Genomic DNA, 21,111 nt, shown 5'->3' with positions numbered 1-21,111 from the left:
ATCTTAAAAAGATATGGTTTACTTTTACATAATTCTTGTTTAAATAGATAATATTTTGTTTAAGTATTATTTCAATTGAGAATTACGAATACTATAATCATTTATAAATAATAATTTTTGAAAACTATTAAATTTTACATGTTATGAAAAAACAAGCTATGTTATGGATTGCCCTTGGTATACTGACTGCGTGTACTTCACCTTCAGGAAATAAAAATTCAGATTCTACTAAAGATTTTAATACACAAAGAGCCAGACTTGTAGGAAAATGGCTTCAGCCTATTCCTGGAATGGAAAGTGAAAAACAGGGGTTCGAGCTGTATGAAAACGGGGTGGCTACTTCATTGAATATTCATACTTTGCAGTATGATAAATGGATGGTTATGCAGGATACTCTGTTTCTTTGGTATCATACAGAAGGCGTTCAGCAGGTTTCAGATGGTGTTGATACTCTTATTATCAAAAAACTCAATATTAATAATTTAGTGGTTGCTCCAATTGGAACCAATAGTACGAATGAAGAATCTTATACTAAAGAGAAATAAAAATTTTGAATCAAATTTAAAAGCGTCAGCTAAAAAACTACTTAATAATAGTGATAATGCGACTATAAATCATTTCATACACAAAAAACATTTTTTTAGATTTGGTGTACTAAAGAACCCTCAAAAACACAAAACTATATAATTTATAATACAAAGATTTAAACGCTGTCATATTATTAAATTTGGGTACCTGGCAGAGTACGGTTCCTGCCAGGTTTTAATTAAGCGTTACTTCGGCAAAAAATAGAAAAAGAGTATAATTAATAAAAGTAAGAAAATTGATAAGGTTGAATTTATCATGAGGGGTAACAAACCAAAGCACTATGCATAAACACGTTGATGTGTTTAATTGTACAAATTATTGTTAGAGCTTCATAGTCATATTCATTTTAGAAATACTAACTTTTCATCCTTAGTGTTTGGGTTTAAATAACTCTCGTGCGGCAATTTATTGCCGCATTTTTAGTTTATGAAAGTAGAGATCATTATACTGGGATATCTAATGTGTTGAGTGAAAAAACTATAAATTGTTAGTTATAATATGACTGATATTTAATGTTATATTTTGCTATAAAGATTTAGATTTGTGCTATAACATTATGCAAAAGGTAGTTATAAATTGAAGTGTAAAATTAGTGGGAAGGTGAATTTTTATAATTGCTTACATTTTAAATTACACAATATGAAAAAAACAATTCTTTTCACACTTCTTGGCCTAATAGCTGCATGTGGCCCATCTTCAGAAAAAATCAGCAATTGGATTTTCATCTACAGCTTCTGTTCCCAATCCCTACAGAGAAAAGCTAGTAGGAAAATGGCTGCATCCTATTGCAGGTCAACAAAGAGAAAGGCAAGGGTTCGAATTAGAGGAAAACGGAAATGCTGCTTCGGTGAATATTTATACTTTGCAGTATAATAAATGGAATGTGTCTGATGATACACTTCATTTGTGGTATAGTACCGAAATTGTTGATTTGGCCTCAAAAGGAATTGATACTTTCCTTATTAAAGAAATAGATGACAGCGAAATAATTCTATCTCCTATTATAAGATCTAATATCAGTGATACAGAATACTATTATAAAGAAAATTAAAAAACTTTGAATTAGAATAATAAAGACACATTAATACCTGTTTTATATAACACTTGTGTTCTGTTTTGTTTGGCTTTTCCATTTGGTTTATTTATTTAGATATGGTCTTGCAGATAATATAACTAAAGTAAGAAAGTTTTATTCTCAATAAAACTTGGTAAAGTGTCAGGATAACTGTATAGCAGAGGTAAATTTTTTCATATCAAAAACATAATGCTATCCTTATTATTTTATCTTTGAGTGCCCGGCACTGGCCACACTTCAGATGCCGGGACTTTTCTTAATATCTTTCTTAAACATTATTGTCACGAATTTAATTACTAGTTTTTTCATCCTTAGTCTTTTGGGTTTCCCTTTGTGTGGCAATATATTTTGCCACATTTTTTTGTATGTAAAACTCCAGATAATATTAGTTTAAAAACTACAGTTTATTAGTGATAATTTGACTAATAGTCGGTTTTTTAATTAGTTGTCAAACCTTAAATTTGGTTAATATTCTTTTATGACAATGAATTAAATAGGTATTAGTAAGTATAGGAGTATAGGAGGAACAAAATCTTGGGAGTAGAATATATAATTATAATGATGACTTTTGAAAAATAACATTAAAAATCAGTTATCTACAAATATAAATAAATTAATAATCCTTAAAATATTTTAAAATGAGAAATTTTTTCTACCAATAATTTTCCTTAGTGCATTGTCCTACGGACAAGTAGGAATAAATAATGTTACTCCTAAAACTACTGTTGATATGACAAGTAAAACTACTGATGGAAGTGCTTCAGAAGGGCTTCTTATCCCTCGTGTAACTGGTAACCAATTGAAAACAGCCGAGGCATCGGGAGCTTATGGATCAGATCAACATGCGACGCTTGCTTTTGTTACAGCAGCTCCTGACACTAACAACCGTACCGGCCAGGTAGAAGGTATGGATGCTTCCGGTTTCTATTATTTTGATGCTGGCAGCAACCGTTGGGTAAAGATGATTTCGAGTGGTACAAGTACTGCAGCCTTAACACAGTTATTATGTTCAACATCTACTAATATAGGGTTTTTAGAAGCAACAAGTCCTGCTTCGGGTGTAAGTGTTACAATTCCTTATAATGGAGGGAATAGTGGTGTTTATTCTGCGTTAAATGTTCCTTCTATAGGGGTGACAGGTCTTAATGCTGTACTTCCATCCGGAACATTAAATAATGGTAGTGGCTCATTAGTTTTTAATATTGTAGGAACTCCTTCTGCTGCAGGTACAGCAACTTTTAATGTTGATTTGGGAGGAGAAACTTGTGGCTTCAGTTTAACGGTGCTACCTTCAAGTGCATTTCCGGATGCTTTAGATGTAATTGTCAACGGACAAACTCGACAAATGTTGACTCGTAATATTGGTGCTGATCCAACACAGGATCCTAACGTTCCAACACAAGCGATTATGGGAAATTATTATCAATGGGGTAGACTTGCTCCGAAAGCCACTCCCTATACAAGTGCAAATGCTATTTCAGGATGGAGTACAACTTCTGCTGCTAGCAATGCCTGGAATAGCGGCACGGATACTTCTCCTATTAAAACAGGAAATGATCCGTGTCCGACAGGTTATAGAGTGCCAACCCGAAATGAGTGGGCAGGTTTTAACACAGCTAGTTCAACAAACAATTATGGAACTTGGGCTTCAACATCAACAAACGGCTCTACCAATTTCGGTGCAGCGAAAGTATTTACAAATAATGGAAATACTTTAACGTTCCCCACGGCCGGGTATCGAGATTATCCTAACGGTGCTCTAGGAGGGCGTGCCTTTGGCGGATATTATTGGAGTACCTCAATAAACGGAACATTAGGGGCATACAGAATGAACTTCACCAATGGCTCAGTAGTAGTTTCCAATTCCAGCAATTTTACTAATGGATTTTCAGTACGTTGTATTTCAGAATAAATTTCGTATATGACTTACTAAACCAATATAAAGTTAATTCTATTTTAAATGAATTTTTAATTCCTTATGATATAGCAATTATAATTGTATACACTTTCTATAAATGGTTTTATATCCATTATTAAGAAGAACAGAAATAGGGAGGCTTAGTTCGAAACTGCTCTTGAAATCTATTTATAACTAAACTTGTACAAGCATTTTATTTCTTGCTCAATAGCAGTACGGCTCCCACCAATGAACAATCAGGAATATTGGTGTTTGTATTCAAAAAATCTGACTTCAAAACTGACTTAAAATATTAAAAATCATGTAACTACATTATCTCTTATGTATCACAAAAACAAACTCATATGGTTAATCATTATGCTAGTAAGTACTGCTGTCAGTACTTCAGCGCAGTCAATTACTATGAATTTTCCGCATTTTGCAGGAAAAAAATACATGTTTATTCTTTTTCAGGGTAAAGATACAAACGTACAAAAAGGAACGATTCCTTCAGACGGAAGGTTTACACTGGAAGTTCCCAAAGAATTATCACCATATAGAGGAATGTCTAGATGGCTTCTTACTGATACTCAAGAGGGAGGAGGACTGGATATGATTATTCCCGGACATGATTTTTCTGTAGAATGTGCCTCTGCTGTACCTGACAATAAAAACATCATTTACAAAAATAATAATGAAAACAGTTTGTTGGAGTCTCAATTTAGAGAACAGAAGTCAATTGTTGACCAATTTCTTGCCATGGCAATGGTTACAAAAGTTTATCCAAACAGCAGTAAAAACTACAGTCTTTACCAACAGGAGCTTAGTTTACAAAAAGAACGCTATTCTTTATTCCAAAAAATCTTCAGAAAAGTAAGAATTATGCATCTGAATTTTTAAGGGTCGTTAATATTACCAATGGATTGGGAGGGGCATTGAAAGAAAATGAAGATGATAGCAGAAAGGAGCTGGTCCGTACTATCATCGACGACATTCCATTGAACAGTCTTTATACTTCCGGTCATTGGGATAGTGTTTTTAAAATGTTTACAGACCTTGAAGAAAAAAATGACGGGGGAATAGCCTTTTTACGAGATTTTAAACGTATTGGAGATAAACTTCCGGAAGATAAATTATACCGTGCATTTGCAGAACAGGTTACTTATCATCTGACCCAATCAGGTAGTGATGATATCATAGCAAAGCTTTCTCCCGTCATAGTGGGTTCAGGTAAGATAACCACCTATAATGGTATTATGTCGGTATATCAGAAAGCTACTACAGGGAGTAAAGCACCGGATCTTGTTATTAGTTCAGTGGAAAATGGTATCACCAACACAAAAAAATAGATTTTACAGACAGTCAATATCAAAAGACTCTTCTTGTATTTTATCTGTCAGACTGCGGACATTGTGATAAAGAGATGAAAGTGCTAGCTGAAAAACAAGGGGCTCTTCTCGGGAATAAGTTCAGGATGATTGCTATTTCCGGAGATACAGATTCGAAGATCTTTAAAGATACTGCTGATAAACTGCGATGGAAAGATACTTTATCTTGTGATTTTAAAGGTATGAAGGGATCTAATTTTTTAAATTATGCTGTTCAGGCAACACCTACTTTCTTTATCGTGGATCAATATGGAAATATTACAAACCGTACTAGTTCTGCTGATGCTGCATTAAAAGCATTAAATGATCCCTCAACGGAATTATGGAGAAAGATCCGCAAACCACCAAGACCTTATGTTATACCTCAACAATAAAATGCAAAGAAAATATGAAGAATAGTAAAAAAGAAAATCTCAGGTATCTAGTATACCTGATTATAAAAAAATTTACATGGATCTTGTTACTTTAAAATATCCTCATCTGATAGAAAAATGCAGTTTTTTTTGAGAAAGATCATTTGATGAGTTATGATGTTTTGAAACTCAGTGCTATTATAGCTGGTAGAGATGATCATGAAACGATATCTTTTAATGCAAGACATAAATCGTACGATCGTGTGACTATTTTAAAAATTCTCGATTATCAGAAAAATATAAGTGCAGCAATTTGCAGCTTGCAGAATGCTTCAAATTAAGCCGGAATACGGTGACAAAATGGAAAAAATTATTTTTATAAGTGTTTATACTAAGTCAGTGAATAAATATACATGCTTATGAGTTCTAATATATTTAAAAACATACATATCGGAGAACTCTTAAAGAAAAGAGTTCTGGAACTAGATATCAATGAATCGAGAATCTGTTCCTTTTTATCACTATCACCAGCAGAAGTATCGAAGATGTATACGGAAGAAAGCATAGATTCCAGATATTTGCTCATGTGGAGCAAACTATTAGAGTATGACTTTTTCGCATTTACTCACAGCATCTGATTTTGTATGCACCAGCATCTACTATTGTAAAAAATTCTCTGGATGGCCCCAAAAGTTCCATGCCCAGGTTCAGAAAGAATATATATACTAAAGAAGTTATCGATTTTATGATCGAATTGGTGACTACAGGGCAGAAAACTGTCAATCAGATAATCATGGAATATGGCATTCCAAAGACCACTTTACATAAATGGGTTGCCAAATATCAAGTCGATGATAAATAATTAAATGAATAATTTTGATTAATACGTAAAAACAAAATGATGAAGGAGACGGTAAAAGTGATGTTTTTGCCTATGCTACTTATGATATTGATTCAGTGTGGTGGGGCTAAAAATGTACATAATATTCTGACAAGTAATGATATTGAAGAAATTCAGAATTATATTAATCAGGCTCATCCTGATGATCCTAAAAATGCTTTATTAAAGAAAAGGATCATAACGCTTAAAAGTGATGCGTGGATGAAAGCAAGATTTAACCCCATGAAGGCCAGGCCGGTGAAGGCAGAGAAGAATGTTATCTCAGATGTTGATACTGAAAGATTTGAGAAACTGTTACAGGCTGACAGAATAAAGCATAAAGATAAGACCGTTAATTTATTGAATGAAATATTCAATAATAATCAGGAATCACGTAATGCACTGCTGCTTGTTAAAAACCAGAGCCAATGCAATACTATTCTGCATATTAAAGAACAGTACGGAGAGTATGACCTTGCAGTTCCACATGATGGTGAAAATTTTATAGTGCTTGAAAAAGGAAAGTATACTATCAGTGGAAACATTTGCGGAGTTAAATATGAAAAACTAAAGGATATTAATAAAGGAATTTACTTAACACTGGGAAATTAACTTCAAGATTTATTTAATGTTTTTGCTGAATATTTTGCATGGCTTAAAATATTTCAGATCAGTTTATTTAGTTCATAAAATATTTTTTATAACAAATTCCAATATTTAAATAAATTACAGATGATTGACCACGAAGTTAGTTATCTATTTTATACCATACCATTTTTCCTGCTAAAAAAGATAGATAAACTCTAAAGGAAGGAGACGCAGCAATTAGCGATTGGATGAAATCTCAAACAACCCGTGGATAATTTGAAAGTATGAAGATTCGAAAATGTTAAATAAATTTTACATGAAAAAAATATGGATGAAAAAGGAAAATTGATTTCAGAACAAGATGATATTCTTTGGGAATATTGTGAAGTGATTAATCAGTATACAATGAGCAGATACAAGAATGGCTCAAAATTTCTCAGAGTTTTATGTGTCGGGATCTTGACGGTATTGGCATTTTCAGCTTTATCATGCGATCCGGCTTTTGAGGCTCCAAAATCAAAGGAAAGAATTGAAAGGCTAGTATTAGTCAGATTTAAAAAAGATCTTTCGGAAAAAAATTAAAGGAACTTTTGCAAAAAATTAAAATGTTAAGTACATTATTAAAAGATAGAAGGCCATATTTAAAAGTAGAATATGGCTTTCAGAATAGTAAGGAAGGGCTTTCAGCAGGATACAATATAGGAATAAGGATTTCATTTCGTTCTTACGAAGACAGGGATTACTTTGATGGGAAATCATCTGAACCTGGAATGTCAATATCAGCATATGAAAACTTCAAAAAGTCCCTGAAACCTTATTTAGATTTAAGTAATAAGCTGTTCAGTTTTGACTTTGCAAGTAATGAAAAAGGAAATGGTAATGTTCCTGGAAAAGGTTATAGGCTTGACCACTGGGTCTTGTTTAAGTTCCGCAATACAATCACAGAAGCTGAAAAGCAAAAGGTGATCAACCGTTTTCTGGAACTTAAGAATTCCTAAAAAATGGTAATCCTTACATTCAGTTTATTGAATATGGATATAAAAATAGCAACACAAAGAGCGATACTAACTTTGAGATAGCCTTTCGTGTAAGCTTTTTGTCTTTGGAAGACCGCGATTACTATGTTGGTAAACCATTTCGAAATGGTTCCGGTAATTTTGATCCCATGCATGACGAATTCAAAAATTTTGTTAGTTCTTATTTGGAAAGTACTGGCGGTGCTCTTGTTTTTGATTATGATGTTATAAAATAGCACTATAGTATTTCAAGAGCCTGTATATGAACCTAGATTAGATTCAGATAGGAATTATTTTAATCACATACCTTTTGCTTATTATATTCATTATAATAGAATGGTGAGGAAATTTGTTTTGTAACATGAAGATGTTGTAGAAGGTTAAAAATTTATTTAATGAAAATTTCAGTTATTATTCCTGTCTGTAATGCAGAAGTACTTATTACAAATGCTGTTGAATCTGCTTTACAATTTGGAGAGGTTTACGAAGTTATCCTTATTGAAGATGGATCTTATGACCAATCATTAAATGTTTGTAAAGAACTTGAGCAGAAGTATGAAAGAGTGAAACTTCTTCAACATTCAGATCAGCAGAATCACGGTGCCAGCGCAAGCGAAATCTGGGAATTGAAAAATCAACAGGTGACTATATAGCATTTCTGAATGCTCATGACCATTATCTTTCTAATAGATTTGATGCCGAACGAGAAATGTTTACAAATAACAAAGTAGATGGGGTCTATGGGGCCTTGGGTGTTTATTACCATTCAAAAAAAGCAAAAGACAAATATTTTCAGCGCTATCAAAACCGTTTGATAACAGTTTGTGAAAAGTGTCATCCTGAGGCTGTTTTTGCAGGCCAACTAACATTAGGAAGCCTTTTTGGCAAATTGCATATCAATACCCTTACTTTGCGAAAAGCCCCTTTCATAAAAAAAATGAAAGAGTTTTTTAAACAGCTGCCATTTTATGCAGATAAGGATTTTCTGCTGCGTCTTTCCTTTTATCTGAATCTTTATCCAGGTATTATCAATAAGCCCATAGCGATGAGAGGTATTTTTGAACCTGATAGGATTAGTCTTATTATTCCAGATAAAGAAAATCCAGCTTCTAAAAAAGTTGTCTTATGGAAGGAACTTTACGAATGGGCGAACAACGAGGATTTTATTCCTGATGAAATTAAAATACATATACGCAGAATGTATCATAGCTTTTGTATAGGAGATGCATCATTTGTAAAAAAGTGGGGTATGATCCTTAAATATATGATTATGGATAATACTATTATTCGTGCAGATATATATAATAGTAATTTTAGAGATTCTCTATTTTTTTAATTTTCTGTACTATCATATTATTAATTACGTTTTTTTGGTCAATAGTATTTTGGAGAATTTTATTTAGGTATTCCGGCCCCTGAAGGCCGGTTTTTTTATTGGTGATGTCTGGGATAAGTAACTTGGTTATATTTGGATTTGGTTTTAAGTGGTTGATAATCATTGTTTTGTTTTTACTGTATATAAATTGTATACCCTAAAAATAAGTTTGTATATGAATTGTAATGCAGGAATTTTCTGAGCAGGTTTCTTTTTATGAATCTTTGCTTATTCGTATTTCAATCTACACTAACTGATATCGATTCATTTCTTAGCCTTAGGAAATGTTCATTATAATTTTTTTAACCATAATACATTACAAATGAAAAAAAATGATTGCTATTATTTGCTTTGTTTCCGGTTTTGTTTATTCCCAGCAAAGCGGAAGCGTTGGAATCAGTAAAGATCCCTCATTTCGTCCGGACATAAAATCACTATTAGAAATTGATGCTGAAAATTCAGGTGTATTGTTTCCAAGGTTGACCACGTTGGAAAGAGATGCAATTGCTGTTTCTTCACAAGATGACGGTTTATTAATTTTTAACACTGATGAAAAATGTTTTAATTACTATCATGCTTTATCAAGCACATGGAAATATATGTGTGGTACGGAAGGTTCTCCAATTCCGGCTCCGCATAGTAAAATTGTTCAACAAAGTAAAAATTTAAAAATAAAAAACAATGAAAAAAATAATTTATTTTATTCTATTACTGTTAGGTTGCATGGGCTTCGCGCAAGTGGGAATCGGTACTACAAGTCCTAATGCTAAATCAATGCTGGATATTGTTTCCGCCACAAAGGGAGTATTACTGCCAAGAATGTCTCAGGCACAGCGAGATGCTATATTGCCAGGAAATATTGACGCTAACAGAGATGGATTATTGATTTACAATACTGATACAGGATGTTATAACTATTGGAATATTGCAAAGAACCAGTGGGTGTCGTTATGCCAAAGCTCTTGTGATCCTTCAACATTTGCTGATTTTACAATAAACTGTAGTCAGTTTCCAGCTGCTGATACCAATTCCTATACAATAGGTAATTCTGTTTCCGGCAACAGTATAACGGTAAGTGTCAATGTGACTCACATTGGGCCGTATGCGATTAGTATTACATCGGATAATGGCATTGCATATTCAGCGGGTGGTACCTTTACGGCCACTGGTGTACAGAATGTTACTGTAGCTAACGCTGCCGGATCACCTTCATCATCTACAATCAATTTTACTGTTAAAAGCAATGGGATTTCAGTATGTACTTATACTAAAGACTCTACAGGTACTGTGAATGCCTATAATTATAATTGTACAATGGCTACCGTTACCCCACTTATGACACAAGGAGTTTCGGGAACAGGTATTGTTAAAGTACCAATAGTTGTTACAGGAACTAAAGATATTCCGGCTATTAATCAAACCATCAATGGAGTTACTTATACATTTGCCGGTATTTCCGGGGCAACATCCTCTACAACTTCTATTGATATTGCATATAGTGGAACTCCTACTACTGCCACTTCTAGTTTAGCAATGACCAATTCCAACGGATCATTATGCAGTATTGATATTTCTCATCCGGCAGCCAATGCTGCAATTTTTACCAGTTCAGGCGCAACTGCTTATGGGACTTACACTGTTGCAACAAAACTCACAACATCTAATAAAGTAAATGTTAATCTAAATGTCAGTCAAGCGGGTAAAATAAGACTGGTATCAACTGATAAGAACGGTATTTTATTTGACAGCGGTGAAATTATGGTAGCTGCCGGAAACCAGACTGTTGTTTTGAATGCTGCTAATGCTACAACCGGTAAGTTTCCAATGACAGCAGAAGAAGTTTCCCAGGGAGCAAATGGAAGTAATAATCAGAAATCCACTTATTATATCAGTAATACTGTTCCGGGAGGATCATCTATAAGCGCTTCGTTTACGATAGATGTCAAGCCAAAAGTATGGGAAACAATGATTCATGGGAAGCCTACCTCTCTTAGGACTGGTGCTGATAATGGAATGCTAAGACTTGAAATACAGGATAATTATAACTTTCAGGGCGGTATAACAGAATTCTATAAGGTCTGGGTAAGGAACTTGTCCGGTTCTGCAATGTCGGCATCCATATTCGTTAGATCAAGTGATGATGATCTGGGTCAAATTAAGAAATGGAATGGACCAATCAACTCTAATGAAGCGTTAGGGTCTTTGGATTGTTATTTGCAGGGAAATTCAAATAAACCTATTACTACAGGAGAAATCGGGGCACATGCGGGAGCATTTTCACCTTTAATTCTTCCAGAAGTAAGTGGAGTGGGGGCTACATTTATTTTAAATAATACTTCCGGAAGTCAATGGTTTAACGGTTTGGGAAATAAAAAATTTAAATACCGTTTTATTTTCAATTCAAGAGACTATGCCAACTCGGGAACAAATCTTGCTGTAGTGCTTTATGGAATTTACGATACCTCAGTTACTGTAACGAACTTTGATCCGGGGTCCGGTAGTGATATTCCGAAGACGCCTGGAGGAAGTGGGGGAGATCCACTAACAGGCTACTGGCCATAATATAAATTATAAAAATTTTATGGGAATAGACTGTTCGTTTGTGAGCAGTCTATTTTATAGTCAAAATATATTCCGTTTAAAAATAGTTTAACCTGTTAATCGCTCTATGAGCGACTTCATATTATGGACCAACTCTGATCTTTTAGCAGTGGTTCTTAGAGGGGAAATATTTAACTTTTATTTGGAGCTTAATCTTTTGTGCAGGTTTTCTCTGATTCATATAGTAACTGCAAACTAGTGATACTACACAGATACTAGAAAAGCTTTTAATTTTCAATACAAAAAGGCTATCTCAATTTTGAGATAGCCTTTTTGTATTTATCCGTTTTTGTATCTTCTTTAATAGCGTCACACAACTCTAAGAATGTTATGAAAATAACTATTTTGAAATGTTTTTATGTCATCTCTGCAATGCTCTGTATGAAGTGACACAGATCATCATCCTTACTGAGCCCCATCTTTTGTTTTAATCGGTACTTAGTTACCCTTACGGTCTTTGGATCAACTTTTAGAATACTTGATATCTGAAAATTATTGAGATTTAAATAAATATAAGCTGCATATTTCATATCCTGGGTTGTAAGCTTGCTTTTTGATTGTTTCTGAATCCGATTAAAGAAATTAGGATGAATTTCCTTTGTCATCTGATAAAGTTCTTTGAAATCATGATCTATCAGTTGTTCGTCTTTTAGAATTTTTTCAGGTTAGTATCATTATTCTCCAAACTGTTCTTAAGCTCGTGGAGTACTGCATTTTTGGAATTGAGGTGAAGTGATGTAACGATAGCCTGTTTTTGTAGTCTTTCGCTTTGCAGTGCCAATTTCTGTTGTTGCACTTTAAGGTAATTCTTTTCTCTTGTAAGAAGATGAGACTGGTGTTTGTTTGTTTTTTCTTTGTATTTCAGGGTAAATATTAAAATAACAATCCCAAATACTGCAGATAAAGCCATTATCAGAAATGTAGTTCTTTGTTTAAGATACTTTTTATTTTTTACTTTCAGTTCATTGATCAGCTGGTTTTTCTGATTAATTTGATAAAAGAATTCCAATGATTTGCCATCGCCTTCCATATTGATCAGAAGAGGATTTCTTGATTCGACAGCATATTCAACTGCTTTAGCGGAGTTCTTTTTGATGTCCTGTAAATTTGTATTTTCATTACTATTGGTATCAATAAGGTATCTGGTCTTTAGACAGTAATACATACTGATTAGAAAATTTTCATTTTTTAAACCTTTCAAATTTGCAAAGCCTCTGTTGTAACTCTGTAAAAATAGGTCGAATTCTTTACGACTGAGATAATATTTTGCATATCCGTATTCTACATATGCCTGATCAATCGGTTTGTTTGTTTTTCTTGCAATTATATATGCTTTTTTCAGCAGCCCAATTCTTTTTTCTGGTTGATGAAGAGCATCGTAGTGCAAGGATAATCCGATATAACCAATTACTTTTTTAGAATCATCTGAGGAATAAATAAAATTTTCATCTATTGTTCGTTCTGCTTTATCGAAATTATTAAACCTTAAATAGCGCATCACGGATTGCATGTTCTGTACATTCAGGCTGGGATCGCTTTGAGCAAACGTGAAAAAAGAGATATATAATAAGATAGTGGAGAGAAATATTTTCATCATTAAGTGTTAAATCTATTTTATTGTTAATCTTGTTATGTTTGGTTTGACATATGGTTTAGGCTTGCTGTTGTTATGAATCGATTTTAACTCCGTTTTATACAGAGTTTATAAGTGTCGGAATAGAATTTTCTGATTATTATTTCAGGTGAATGGTTCTCAGCATATCATTAGTTAAGAGGATAATGCTTATAGCCAGCAAATACTTTGAGAGAGCAAATGTAAAAAGATATTCCTTTTAATTTGTTTAATCAATCGTAGATTTTTCACGAAAATATAGTCGTTTTAAAATTAAATTTTAATAGAAGTATTTCTGAGATAATACTAAAAAGCCGGTTATTTAATAACCGGCTTTGATTTTTATGAGTAATACTTATTGTGCAGATGTACCAATTCTGCAATAGAGTGAACATTAAGCTTTTTAAATATTCTGAGTTTGTGGGTACTTACTGTGGACATATGAATGTTCAACATATTGGATATTTCCAGTATACCATTTCCATCAACCAGATGATGGTAAATTTCTGCTTCTCTTTCTGATAGCATATCAAGGGGTCTTATCACTTTGCCTGTAGGATTGAAATCATTGCTGATCACTTCATGCAACAATGCTTGTGGGTAATAATATCCTGAAGAAAAAATGGAATTTACAGCCTCAATAATTTTAGTGTCTTCACAGGATTTATTAAGATATCCGTTGGCACCTGCAGAAAGATAAGATATTGCCTGACTCTCTTTATGACTTGTAAAGATAAGAATATTGATGTCATTCTGAATTTTTCTGATATCTTTAATCATATGTTCGAACGTACTTCCCGGCATTTCGAGGTCGAGAATCAACATATCATAGTTCTTTTCGCTTAATTTCTCAAGAACTTCAGGAAAACTTTCTGCGTGATCAATACTGAAATCGGAATGAGCGCCCTCAAGAATTATAGCAGTGCCCATTCTAACCACATAGTGATCGTCTGCTATCATGATGTTTTTTTCATAATCGTCAACTTTTTAATTTAGGTATTTTAATTTCTACTTTTGTCCCTTGTGGAATATTATTATTAAAGTTTATTTGAGATTTAATTTTGTCGATCAGAAGAAGGACGAATTTAAGACCATAGCCTGAGCCCTTTTTCTGTAATTGAATGTCTTCAATTAAAATAGAACGGAGGTTATTATAGTAGTAGATCTGTTCCTGCGACATACCTTTTCCATTATCATTTATTTCTATATAAACAGAATCATCATCAGAAGACATATTTATTGTAATACTTCCCTCGCTGGTATTTTTGACAGCATTGTCAATAATATTGTGGATGATGGCCGCAAGTACTGATTTGTTTGTTTTTACATAAAGTTTCTCTTTTGGCTGATATATAATGGAGGTATTGTTGTCCTGTGCAATGTTTTCAAAAAAGACTTTTTTTCCATTAAGAGTTCATGGAGTGGATAAGGAGTTGACTCTTCTATTGTATTTGTAAAAAGAAATGCATAGTTACCCAGCTCCAGGGTAAAACGATACAGTAGTTCAGATGATCTATATATGCTGTGGAAATATTTTTTTTGAATTTCCAGACTATCAGTTTCGTTAAGTTTTTTGGAAAGATGAGAAAGATGCTTTATTGGCGTTGCAATGTCATGGGATATAGCCTCAATAAGTTTCTCACGAATAATAGTACTGCTATTAATCTCCTCTTTCTGAGCATCAATTTCTGTATTGGCTTTTGCTAAAAGATCATTTTTAGACTTAAATCTTTTTTCATTGAATTTTATTAGTAAAAGTGTAGCAACTATCAAAATTGTTGAAAATAATATTTGGAAGTATGGATTCTGGTAAAAAAAGAAACCAACTTTAATATGTACTGTTTTATATATATAATTATTACTTTCATCAAGAAATCGAAATTGAATTTTATGATTACCTGGTGACAATTTGTCGATTAAATATTTTCTCTGGACACCCATATCGTGCCATTGTCTATTATCCTCTGAAACATGCAGATCTACATTATTCAAATTATGGAAATACGGAAAATCAATAAATACCTCAAGTGTTGCAAAGTCATTATTGGGAATATCCAGAGTATTGTTTTTGATAGTTACTTTATTTCCATCGAGTTGAGCTCTCTCTAAAAAAGATCTGTAGACTTTAAATAAAATGATTTTACCTTATCAGGTCTGAAAAAAACAAGACCATTCATCGATGGCAATACCATTTGTCCGTTGTTTAAAATATTCCCATTGGGATTCCCACCTCCATTAAATTCGTTAGTAGGTAAGCCGTCCTGGTTAGTGTATCGGTAATAACCAACGGACTTATCCAAGTGATGAGAAAATTGTAAGAGATTTTTAATCTTGACTTTAAAAAGACCATTATTAGTAGATATCCACAAATTTTGCATATGGTCTTCTAAAATAGTATGAGGGTCAAGTAAATAGGAATTTTCATCTACTGGCATGCGGATTACCCTGTTTTTCTTAAGAAGATAAAAGCCATGGTTTTTCGTTAAAATCCATATGTTATGATCGGAGGTCTGTACTATTCTTTTGCATTGATAGCTTAAAATTCTTTTGATTTCTTTCTTTGCTGAATTTCCTATATAAAGTCCGTTAGACCCAGCAATAAGAAGTTGCTCTTCATTGTATTTTTTTACATCATGAATAGGATAATTAAAGTAAAAGAGTGGAGTGATTTTTTGAAGCTCATCGTCATATTTAGCAAGATAGTATTTATTATTTTTTATGTATACAATAAATATCTGTTCATCTTTGTTAAATATGAGATCGATTTCTTCATGCACAGGAACTTTTACACTTTTATTATAGTCGTATTTTTTAAGCCGTTTATAAAGCAAGCTATTTTTAATAAAAAATATATCTTTTGTTTTATTGGTCGCTAATGAATATTTTTTGTAATCATGGTACATATCTTTAATATCTGGTCTGAACGGGTTAATAATCTGAGATATACTGTCATAAATATTCCCTTGCGGCGTCATAACACTACTACTATTAAATGGAAGTGTTGAATAAAAAACATTACTGTCAAATGCGGTTTCTGTAACTGGTGAACTGAATTGAGGAAGCGTAATGACGAAGAGTCCTTTTGATGAACTTCCTAAGAATAACTGTTGGTTTTTCTCGTTATAGACCATTGATTTTATGGTGAATACTTTGAAATTCTTAATTAAGTTAGGTATAATTGTAATTTTTTCTGCTTCGAGCTTACCATTTTTATAAGTACTTTTATAGATGACATCCTTATTGATGATATATACTTTCTGATTGCCCTGGCTCCAGTAGATAATACTTTCAGGATCTGTATATAGAGAACTGCATTCAACCTGTGAAGATTGACCGCTATCGATTTTTAAAATTTTTTTCTGACCAGAAACGGAGACAAAAAGATTGTTATTATGCATGAATATATTTTTCCATAATTTCATGTTGAAGGGAGCTTTGATTTTGTTTTGAGTGGCGGTTGCCGGATCATAAGTGATGATAAGGTTTTTCCCAATAAAGTATACGTATTTACCTACATTTATAAATATTAAATCTGTATCCATTCTGGGATGGATAACATCATTTTTATCATAAAGTCTATATGTTAACCCATTAAAAGTAGTTGTGGTCTTTAAGAATTTTGTATACCAGACTTTTTCTTGAAGCAGTCGTTTAGAGATCAGTAGAGTTGTATTTCCCTGCTCATCAACATTGAAAATACTATCTTTTTCTATATTTCCCCCAAAATTTCTAAATCTCTTCTTATTATATTGTTCTCCCGATGTTACAAATTGGCTTCCGTCAAAGCGAGTAATTCCGTTCTCAGTCGCAATCCAGAGAAAACCATACTTATCAGTGATCATGTCCTTAATACTGTTTTGGGGAAGGCCGTTTTCAGTAGTATAATTTTGCCATATAAGGTCAGATTGGGAATAAAGATTAAGAAAATTGAACAGTATAATAAATATAAATCTTTCTTTCATACTTAACATATTTGGTTTTCATTTTTATCTATAAAGTGGTTATTAATTAATAAAATTCCTAATTTCGGATAATTTTATTTTTGAATTCGAATTTAAGAATATTTTAAAAAATTAAATATTTTATATTTAATTTTCTTAATATTATATTAAAATATAATATAATGGCATAATTTTTACAGATAATGTAATTCTCTATATTGTGATTAATTAGGTCGTAATTGCGATTTTTGTTAAAAATTTTCACAAATTGAATGATTGTATTGAATTAGTTAATGGATTTTTTTATTAATCTATAATTTGTGAAGCATCAGGAGTAAAGGACAACACTATTATCAATGTGAATAGTAGATATTTTCTTTTCTCATCTTTGTAATACAAATTTAGGTCATAGAATTATCTCGCAGTGTAGTTTTGTATTTCATTTAATATAGTATTATATTTCATTTAGTATCAATTAAAATCTACATATCCAGCATCAAATGATATCTTAGAGAAATTGATTTTCTGTTATGTTTTGATAATGAAGTAGTTGTGCTGATTTACTCGGATGTAGTTATAATTTTGTATATACATAGAGATAAATCTACAACAAGTGCTATCGTGTAAGTTTTTAATAAGTGTAAATTTAGATAGTGAAAATAGTAGCCATTGTTCAAAATAAATTTGGGAAGCAAAACTGATTGCCGGACATTGAATTTAATCCGCAGTGGCTTATGGTTTAATGTTACAGCAATACATTTATGAATATTAAAAACATTATTTCAAAAGAAAATGGAAAGGTTATAGTGTTTTATAAAAATGGAGCTTCCTGGATAGCTTATGAACAAAGTGCATATTGTTTATGGCTGACCGGTGAGTATATACCTGAAATAAGGCATATGAAATATCTTAAAAAACATATAATTAGTATTCAATTCGGTAATACACAGTTATCAGCAATAACAAATAATCTCTCCCCTTTTGGATCAATAGAAATTGACAAAGAATGTGTTCAAATTATTTTAAGAAAAAATGAACGTGCGCAATTATATCAATTGGAAGGAAAGTGTTTACTATAGAAATATTAAAGAAAATGTTCTTTCTTTCTCATTAGAAACAAAAACTTCAGTAGAAGCTTATCAATTTTTACGTCAAGTCCAGCAAAAACTTAATACTCATTTATAGATTTCAGATCGATCACTTTCAACTATATGTCTTTGTTTTGCCATTTCTTGTTCTTCAGGAAATGGCTTTTAGTTTAATTATTCTCTTTTGTTTATTAATCTAGATTATTGATAAAATTTAGTTATGTAATTAAAAAACTATATGTAATTAATGATAATATGACGTGTTCTGATGGTTATAATAGATATTTTGTCTTTATGTTTGTGTAATAGATTTTTAATTCATTTTTAGCAAAGTGATGAGAAAATTAATGTAGTTCCCTCACAGGGTTTTATATCTAAAGCCCTGTATTTTTTTGCATTAAAAACTTTATTTTCATAATTCATTTATTAAGGAGTTCAGATTACAGTTTATAAAACATCTGAATTCCTTTTTTAGTTATCATCAATATTCCCAGATTTATTAACCAAGAAACGGTCCGTGGGATTGTTGTCGTTTAACAACTGCCTGGAATTCCAGTTAAAACTACACGTGTTTATAAGTAATGGTGAAATTTTTGTTTTTACTTTTGTAATGGACATTTTACATGTTAATTTTTTACCCGCAATAAAATTGTCTGATAATTTGCTTGTTGTAATGACAGACGCAGAAATAAAGCAGTTAAAGGTTATTCAATTCACAAGAGTAGGATTTTTCGGTTTTGTCAGTGTATAACTATTGCTGAAGAATTTATTACAATTTCTGCTTTAAACTTTCATAAAACTTAATAATCAGCTATCTATTACTTGGACACTTCGAAAATGAAATGTCCATCGATAACATTATGTTTATTACAGATAACTTATTGAAACGAATGATCATTAGTCATGATAATCACCAGAGTAACCATTTTAAAGTAAATAGATATGAAACTTTTATTACTAGCAGTTGCAGGTATTATTGTATTTTCCTGTAAAGAAGATGATTTTCAAAACCAAACAAAGGACCAGCCCTATGGGAATAGGGAAGCAATGGTCGATATTGATTACAGAGGACAGAAGCTTCTTGCATGGAAAAACAATGAAGGAGATTATATTGTTGGAGATGATATAATTCTTTTCAGAAATGAGGTCAGAGAATTGAGTACTCATGACAAGGCAAATAAATTTTTCTTGAAGATTGGGATCAGATTGCTGATATTAATGTAACTCTATGGCCGGCAGGACCCATCACCTTTAAAACTGACCCTGCTTTTTCAGGTTCAGAATTAGCTTTAATTAATAAAGCAATACAACATTGGAATAGTAAAACCAATCTTCTTTTTATGGAGGTTCCAGGCAATGAAAAAGTCTATTTCAAAAAAGTAAATTTCGGTTGCAGAGCTACTGTTGGATATCCTGTAAACGGGGGAAAAAGCATTGTTGATCTTAGCCCTACATGTGATCTTCAAAGTATTATTCACGAAATAGGTCACATTGTGGGTTTAATTCATGAACACCAAAAGTCTAGCAGAAAGGATTATATTAATATGAAACCCGAAACGTTTAGTTTTATAAAAGATAATTTTGGGTCTTCGTATCAGACAATAATTAACAATTTAAAAATTGAACAGAGCAACTTGGGCGATCCTTTTCCATTTGACATGAATTCCGTAATGATGTATGGTTCATATCCTAGAAACAATATCGCTTTAAGGGATCTTCTGATTAGCAAGTCTCTTCCACTGTTCACTAAAAAAGACGGAAGTATTGTAGAGCGACCAGTTTCTGGTTTAACTCCCAAAGATATCATGCTTGTTCGTCGTTATTACAGCCGTAAAATAATTCTAAGAAATGTCGATTATAATGTTATCAGAGTAAAAATAAGGACAGAGGGAAGTGATCCTGATATTTTTGCATTAAATCCTGAGGAAGAAATCGTATTGTATTATGATGATTTAAAAAATAGATACACTTATGACGGTGCTGTTGTACAGCAAATAGGATTAAATAATGGGAACGATATAAAAAATTATTTGAAGCTGAGCTGGTCAGGATCAAATGATATTCAATATTTTATTCAAGTACATGATCCTATTGATTCGGATGGATCAATGGTACTTATTAAAGATTATATTCATCCAGAAAGTGCCGTCTATTACCATCTTACCAATAGAGATGGTATTGACGGAGGTAGTGGTAAAGCGATTGTAGAGTCTTCAAAAAAAGATAACTACACTTCCTATATCTACTTAAAACGATGGAATTCAAACGTCAATACTGATGGAAAAGTACATTCCTTTGACAAATATACTCCTGGCAGTTTAAAAATAAGGAATATTAACTATGCCACTTTAGATCATATCGTTATGAGGTTTACAGACTGTGCCAATAAGAAATTCTCATTGGCACCGGGACAAAATATTGTATTGGATTATACAGCTAATGGTTTTACTTATGCTGGTTGTAAGCTCAAACAGCTGGATTTCAATGACGGGAATTCGAGTGATGATCTCAATTTTAGCCAATCATCATACGCTGGTGAAGTTACCTATCAGGGATCTTCGCCCTATCTGACCACAATCATAGACCAGAACAGCGGTTACATTTATGGAACCATTGATCCTGATGGGATTGATGGGAAGATTGCTAATGCTCAGTTTGAAGGGTATGCAGCACAAGGTATGCTATTCTTAGATATACGTAAATAAATCA

At 32.5% G+C, this 21,111-nt stretch carries 24 protein-coding genes; 18 read left to right on the top strand and 6 right to left on the bottom strand.

Translation table 11 applies throughout. From position 1 onward, the window contains the following. The first annotated feature begins 143 nt into the window (after positions 1-143). The 15 genes from OWR28_RS14870 (at position 144) to OWR28_RS14805 (ending at position 11,722) form a co-directional block, all read left to right on the top strand. The gene (locus OWR28_RS14870; protein WP_332387261.1) at positions 144-545 is read left to right on the top strand and encodes a lipocalin family protein; all 402 of its coding nucleotides are present in this window, start codon (positions 144-146) and stop codon (positions 543-545) included. 728 nt (positions 546-1,273) lie between these two features. Next, complete coding sequence (locus OWR28_RS14865; protein WP_332387260.1) at positions 1,274-1,639, top strand: lipocalin family protein; 366 nt, start codon at positions 1,274-1,276, stop codon at positions 1,637-1,639. 700 nt (positions 1,640-2,339) lie between these two features. Beyond that, complete coding sequence (locus tag OWR28_RS14860) at positions 2,340-3,575, top strand: FISUMP domain-containing protein (protein ID WP_332387259.1); 1,236 nt, start codon at positions 2,340-2,342, stop codon at positions 3,573-3,575. Between the two features lie 441 nt (positions 3,576-4,016). Next, on the top strand, positions 4,017-4,460 hold the full coding sequence (locus OWR28_RS14855; protein WP_332387258.1) for a hypothetical protein: 444 nt from the start codon (positions 4,017-4,019) through the stop codon (positions 4,458-4,460). Positions 4,461-4,495: 35 nt separating this feature from the next. Then, entirely contained in the window at positions 4,496-4,909 is a 414-nt protein-coding gene (locus OWR28_RS14850; protein ID WP_332387257.1) for a hypothetical protein, read from the top strand. Continuing rightward, positions 4,906-5,322 (top strand): thioredoxin-like domain-containing protein, encoded by a 417-nt coding sequence (locus OWR28_RS14845; protein ID WP_332387479.1) that lies wholly within the window; start codon positions 4,906-4,908, stop codon positions 5,320-5,322. Before OWR28_RS14850 ends, OWR28_RS14845 begins: the two co-directional genes overlap by 4 nt. A gap of 619 nt (positions 5,323-5,941) precedes the next feature. Continuing rightward, a complete protein-coding gene (locus tag OWR28_RS14840; RefSeq protein ID WP_332387256.1) occupies positions 5,942-6,163 on the top strand; it encodes a hypothetical protein in 222 nt (73 codons plus the stop codon). Positions 6,164-6,199: 36 nt separating this feature from the next. Then, positions 6,200-6,793, top strand: a complete 594-nt coding sequence (locus OWR28_RS14835) for a DUF6759 domain-containing protein (protein ID WP_332387255.1) — start codon at positions 6,200-6,202, stop codon at positions 6,791-6,793. Positions 6,794-7,096: 303 nt separating this feature from the next. After that, entirely contained in the window at positions 7,097-7,351 is a 255-nt protein-coding gene (locus OWR28_RS14830; protein WP_332387254.1) for a hypothetical protein, read from the top strand. A 23-nt stretch (positions 7,352-7,374) separates the two neighbouring features. After that, positions 7,375-7,767, top strand: coding sequence for a hypothetical protein (locus OWR28_RS14825; RefSeq protein ID WP_332387253.1), 393 nt, complete (start codon positions 7,375-7,377; stop codon positions 7,765-7,767). Between the two features lie 17 nt (positions 7,768-7,784). After that, the gene (locus tag OWR28_RS27045; protein ID WP_494168473.1) at positions 7,785-8,021 is read left to right on the top strand and encodes a Dabb family protein; all 237 of its coding nucleotides are present in this window, start codon (positions 7,785-7,787) and stop codon (positions 8,019-8,021) included. 159 nt (positions 8,022-8,180) lie between these two features. Further along, positions 8,181-8,438: a glycosyltransferase gene (locus OWR28_RS14820; protein ID WP_332387252.1), complete on the top strand. Its 258-nt coding sequence runs from the start codon at positions 8,181-8,183 to the stop codon at positions 8,436-8,438. Then, positions 8,405-9,121 carry a glycosyltransferase family 2 protein gene (locus tag OWR28_RS14815; RefSeq protein ID WP_332387478.1) on the top strand — a complete coding sequence of 239 codons (717 nt, stop codon included), beginning with the start codon at positions 8,405-8,407 and terminating at the stop codon, positions 9,119-9,121. The genes OWR28_RS14820 and OWR28_RS14815 overlap by 34 nt, the downstream gene beginning before the upstream one ends. Positions 9,122-9,492: 371 nt before the next feature. Then, positions 9,493-9,924, top strand: coding sequence for a phage tail-like protein (locus OWR28_RS14810; protein WP_332387251.1), 432 nt, complete (start codon positions 9,493-9,495; stop codon positions 9,922-9,924). After that, positions 9,842-11,722: a phage tail-like protein gene (locus OWR28_RS14805; RefSeq protein WP_332387250.1), complete on the top strand. Its 1,881-nt coding sequence runs from the start codon at positions 9,842-9,844 to the stop codon at positions 11,720-11,722. Before OWR28_RS14810 ends, OWR28_RS14805 begins: the two co-directional genes overlap by 83 nt. A gap of 395 nt (positions 11,723-12,117) precedes the next feature. Here OWR28_RS14805 and OWR28_RS27040 read toward each other — a convergent pair whose 3' ends face one another. From OWR28_RS27040 to OWR28_RS14780, 6 genes are all read right to left on the bottom strand, one after another. Beyond that, positions 12,118-12,366 carry a helix-turn-helix transcriptional regulator gene (locus tag OWR28_RS27040; protein ID WP_494168458.1) on the bottom strand — a complete coding sequence of 83 codons (249 nt, stop codon included), beginning with the start codon at positions 12,364-12,366 and terminating at the stop codon, positions 12,118-12,120. 44 nt (positions 12,367-12,410) lie between these two features. After that, on the bottom strand, positions 12,411-13,358 hold the full coding sequence (locus OWR28_RS14800) for a hypothetical protein (RefSeq protein WP_332387249.1): 948 nt from the start codon (positions 13,356-13,358) through the stop codon (positions 12,411-12,413). A gap of 357 nt (positions 13,359-13,715) precedes the next feature. Then, positions 13,716-14,333, bottom strand: coding sequence for a response regulator transcription factor (locus OWR28_RS14795; protein ID WP_332387248.1), 618 nt, complete (start codon positions 14,331-14,333; stop codon positions 13,716-13,718). A 19-nt stretch (positions 14,334-14,352) separates the two neighbouring features. Continuing rightward, a complete protein-coding gene (locus OWR28_RS14790) occupies positions 14,353-14,670 on the bottom strand; it encodes an ATP-binding protein (RefSeq protein WP_332387477.1) in 318 nt (105 codons plus the stop codon). Positions 14,671-14,696: 26 nt separating this feature from the next. After that, positions 14,697-15,365, bottom strand: coding sequence for a hypothetical protein (locus OWR28_RS14785; protein WP_332387247.1), 669 nt, complete (start codon positions 15,363-15,365; stop codon positions 14,697-14,699). A 113-nt stretch (positions 15,366-15,478) separates the two neighbouring features. Continuing rightward, complete coding sequence (locus OWR28_RS14780; protein ID WP_332387246.1) at positions 15,479-17,335, bottom strand: two-component regulator propeller domain-containing protein; 1,857 nt, start codon at positions 17,333-17,335, stop codon at positions 15,479-15,481. 740 nt (positions 17,336-18,075) lie between these two features. On the opposite strand from OWR28_RS14780, the gene OWR28_RS14775 reads away from it, so the two are divergent. The 3 genes from OWR28_RS14775 (at position 18,076) to OWR28_RS14765 (ending at position 21,107) form a co-directional block, all read left to right on the top strand. Beyond that, complete coding sequence (locus OWR28_RS14775; RefSeq protein WP_332387245.1) at positions 18,076-18,393, top strand: hypothetical protein; 318 nt, start codon at positions 18,076-18,078, stop codon at positions 18,391-18,393. A gap of 951 nt (positions 18,394-19,344) precedes the next feature. Continuing rightward, on the top strand, positions 19,345-19,626 hold the full coding sequence (locus OWR28_RS14770) for a hypothetical protein (RefSeq protein WP_332387244.1): 282 nt from the start codon (positions 19,345-19,347) through the stop codon (positions 19,624-19,626). Beyond that, positions 19,584-21,107: a M12 family metallopeptidase gene (locus OWR28_RS14765; RefSeq protein WP_332387476.1), complete on the top strand. Its 1,524-nt coding sequence runs from the start codon at positions 19,584-19,586 to the stop codon at positions 21,105-21,107. Before OWR28_RS14770 ends, OWR28_RS14765 begins: the two co-directional genes overlap by 43 nt. The last annotated feature ends 4 nt before the right edge of the window (positions 21,108-21,111 follow it).

Source organism: Chryseobacterium sp. 1B4 (assembly GCF_036631475.1).
GTDB lineage: Bacteria > Bacteroidota > Bacteroidia > Flavobacteriales > Weeksellaceae > Chryseobacterium.
Note: the sequence above shows the minus strand (reverse complement) of the source record. Positions and strands in the feature narration are given on the sequence as shown.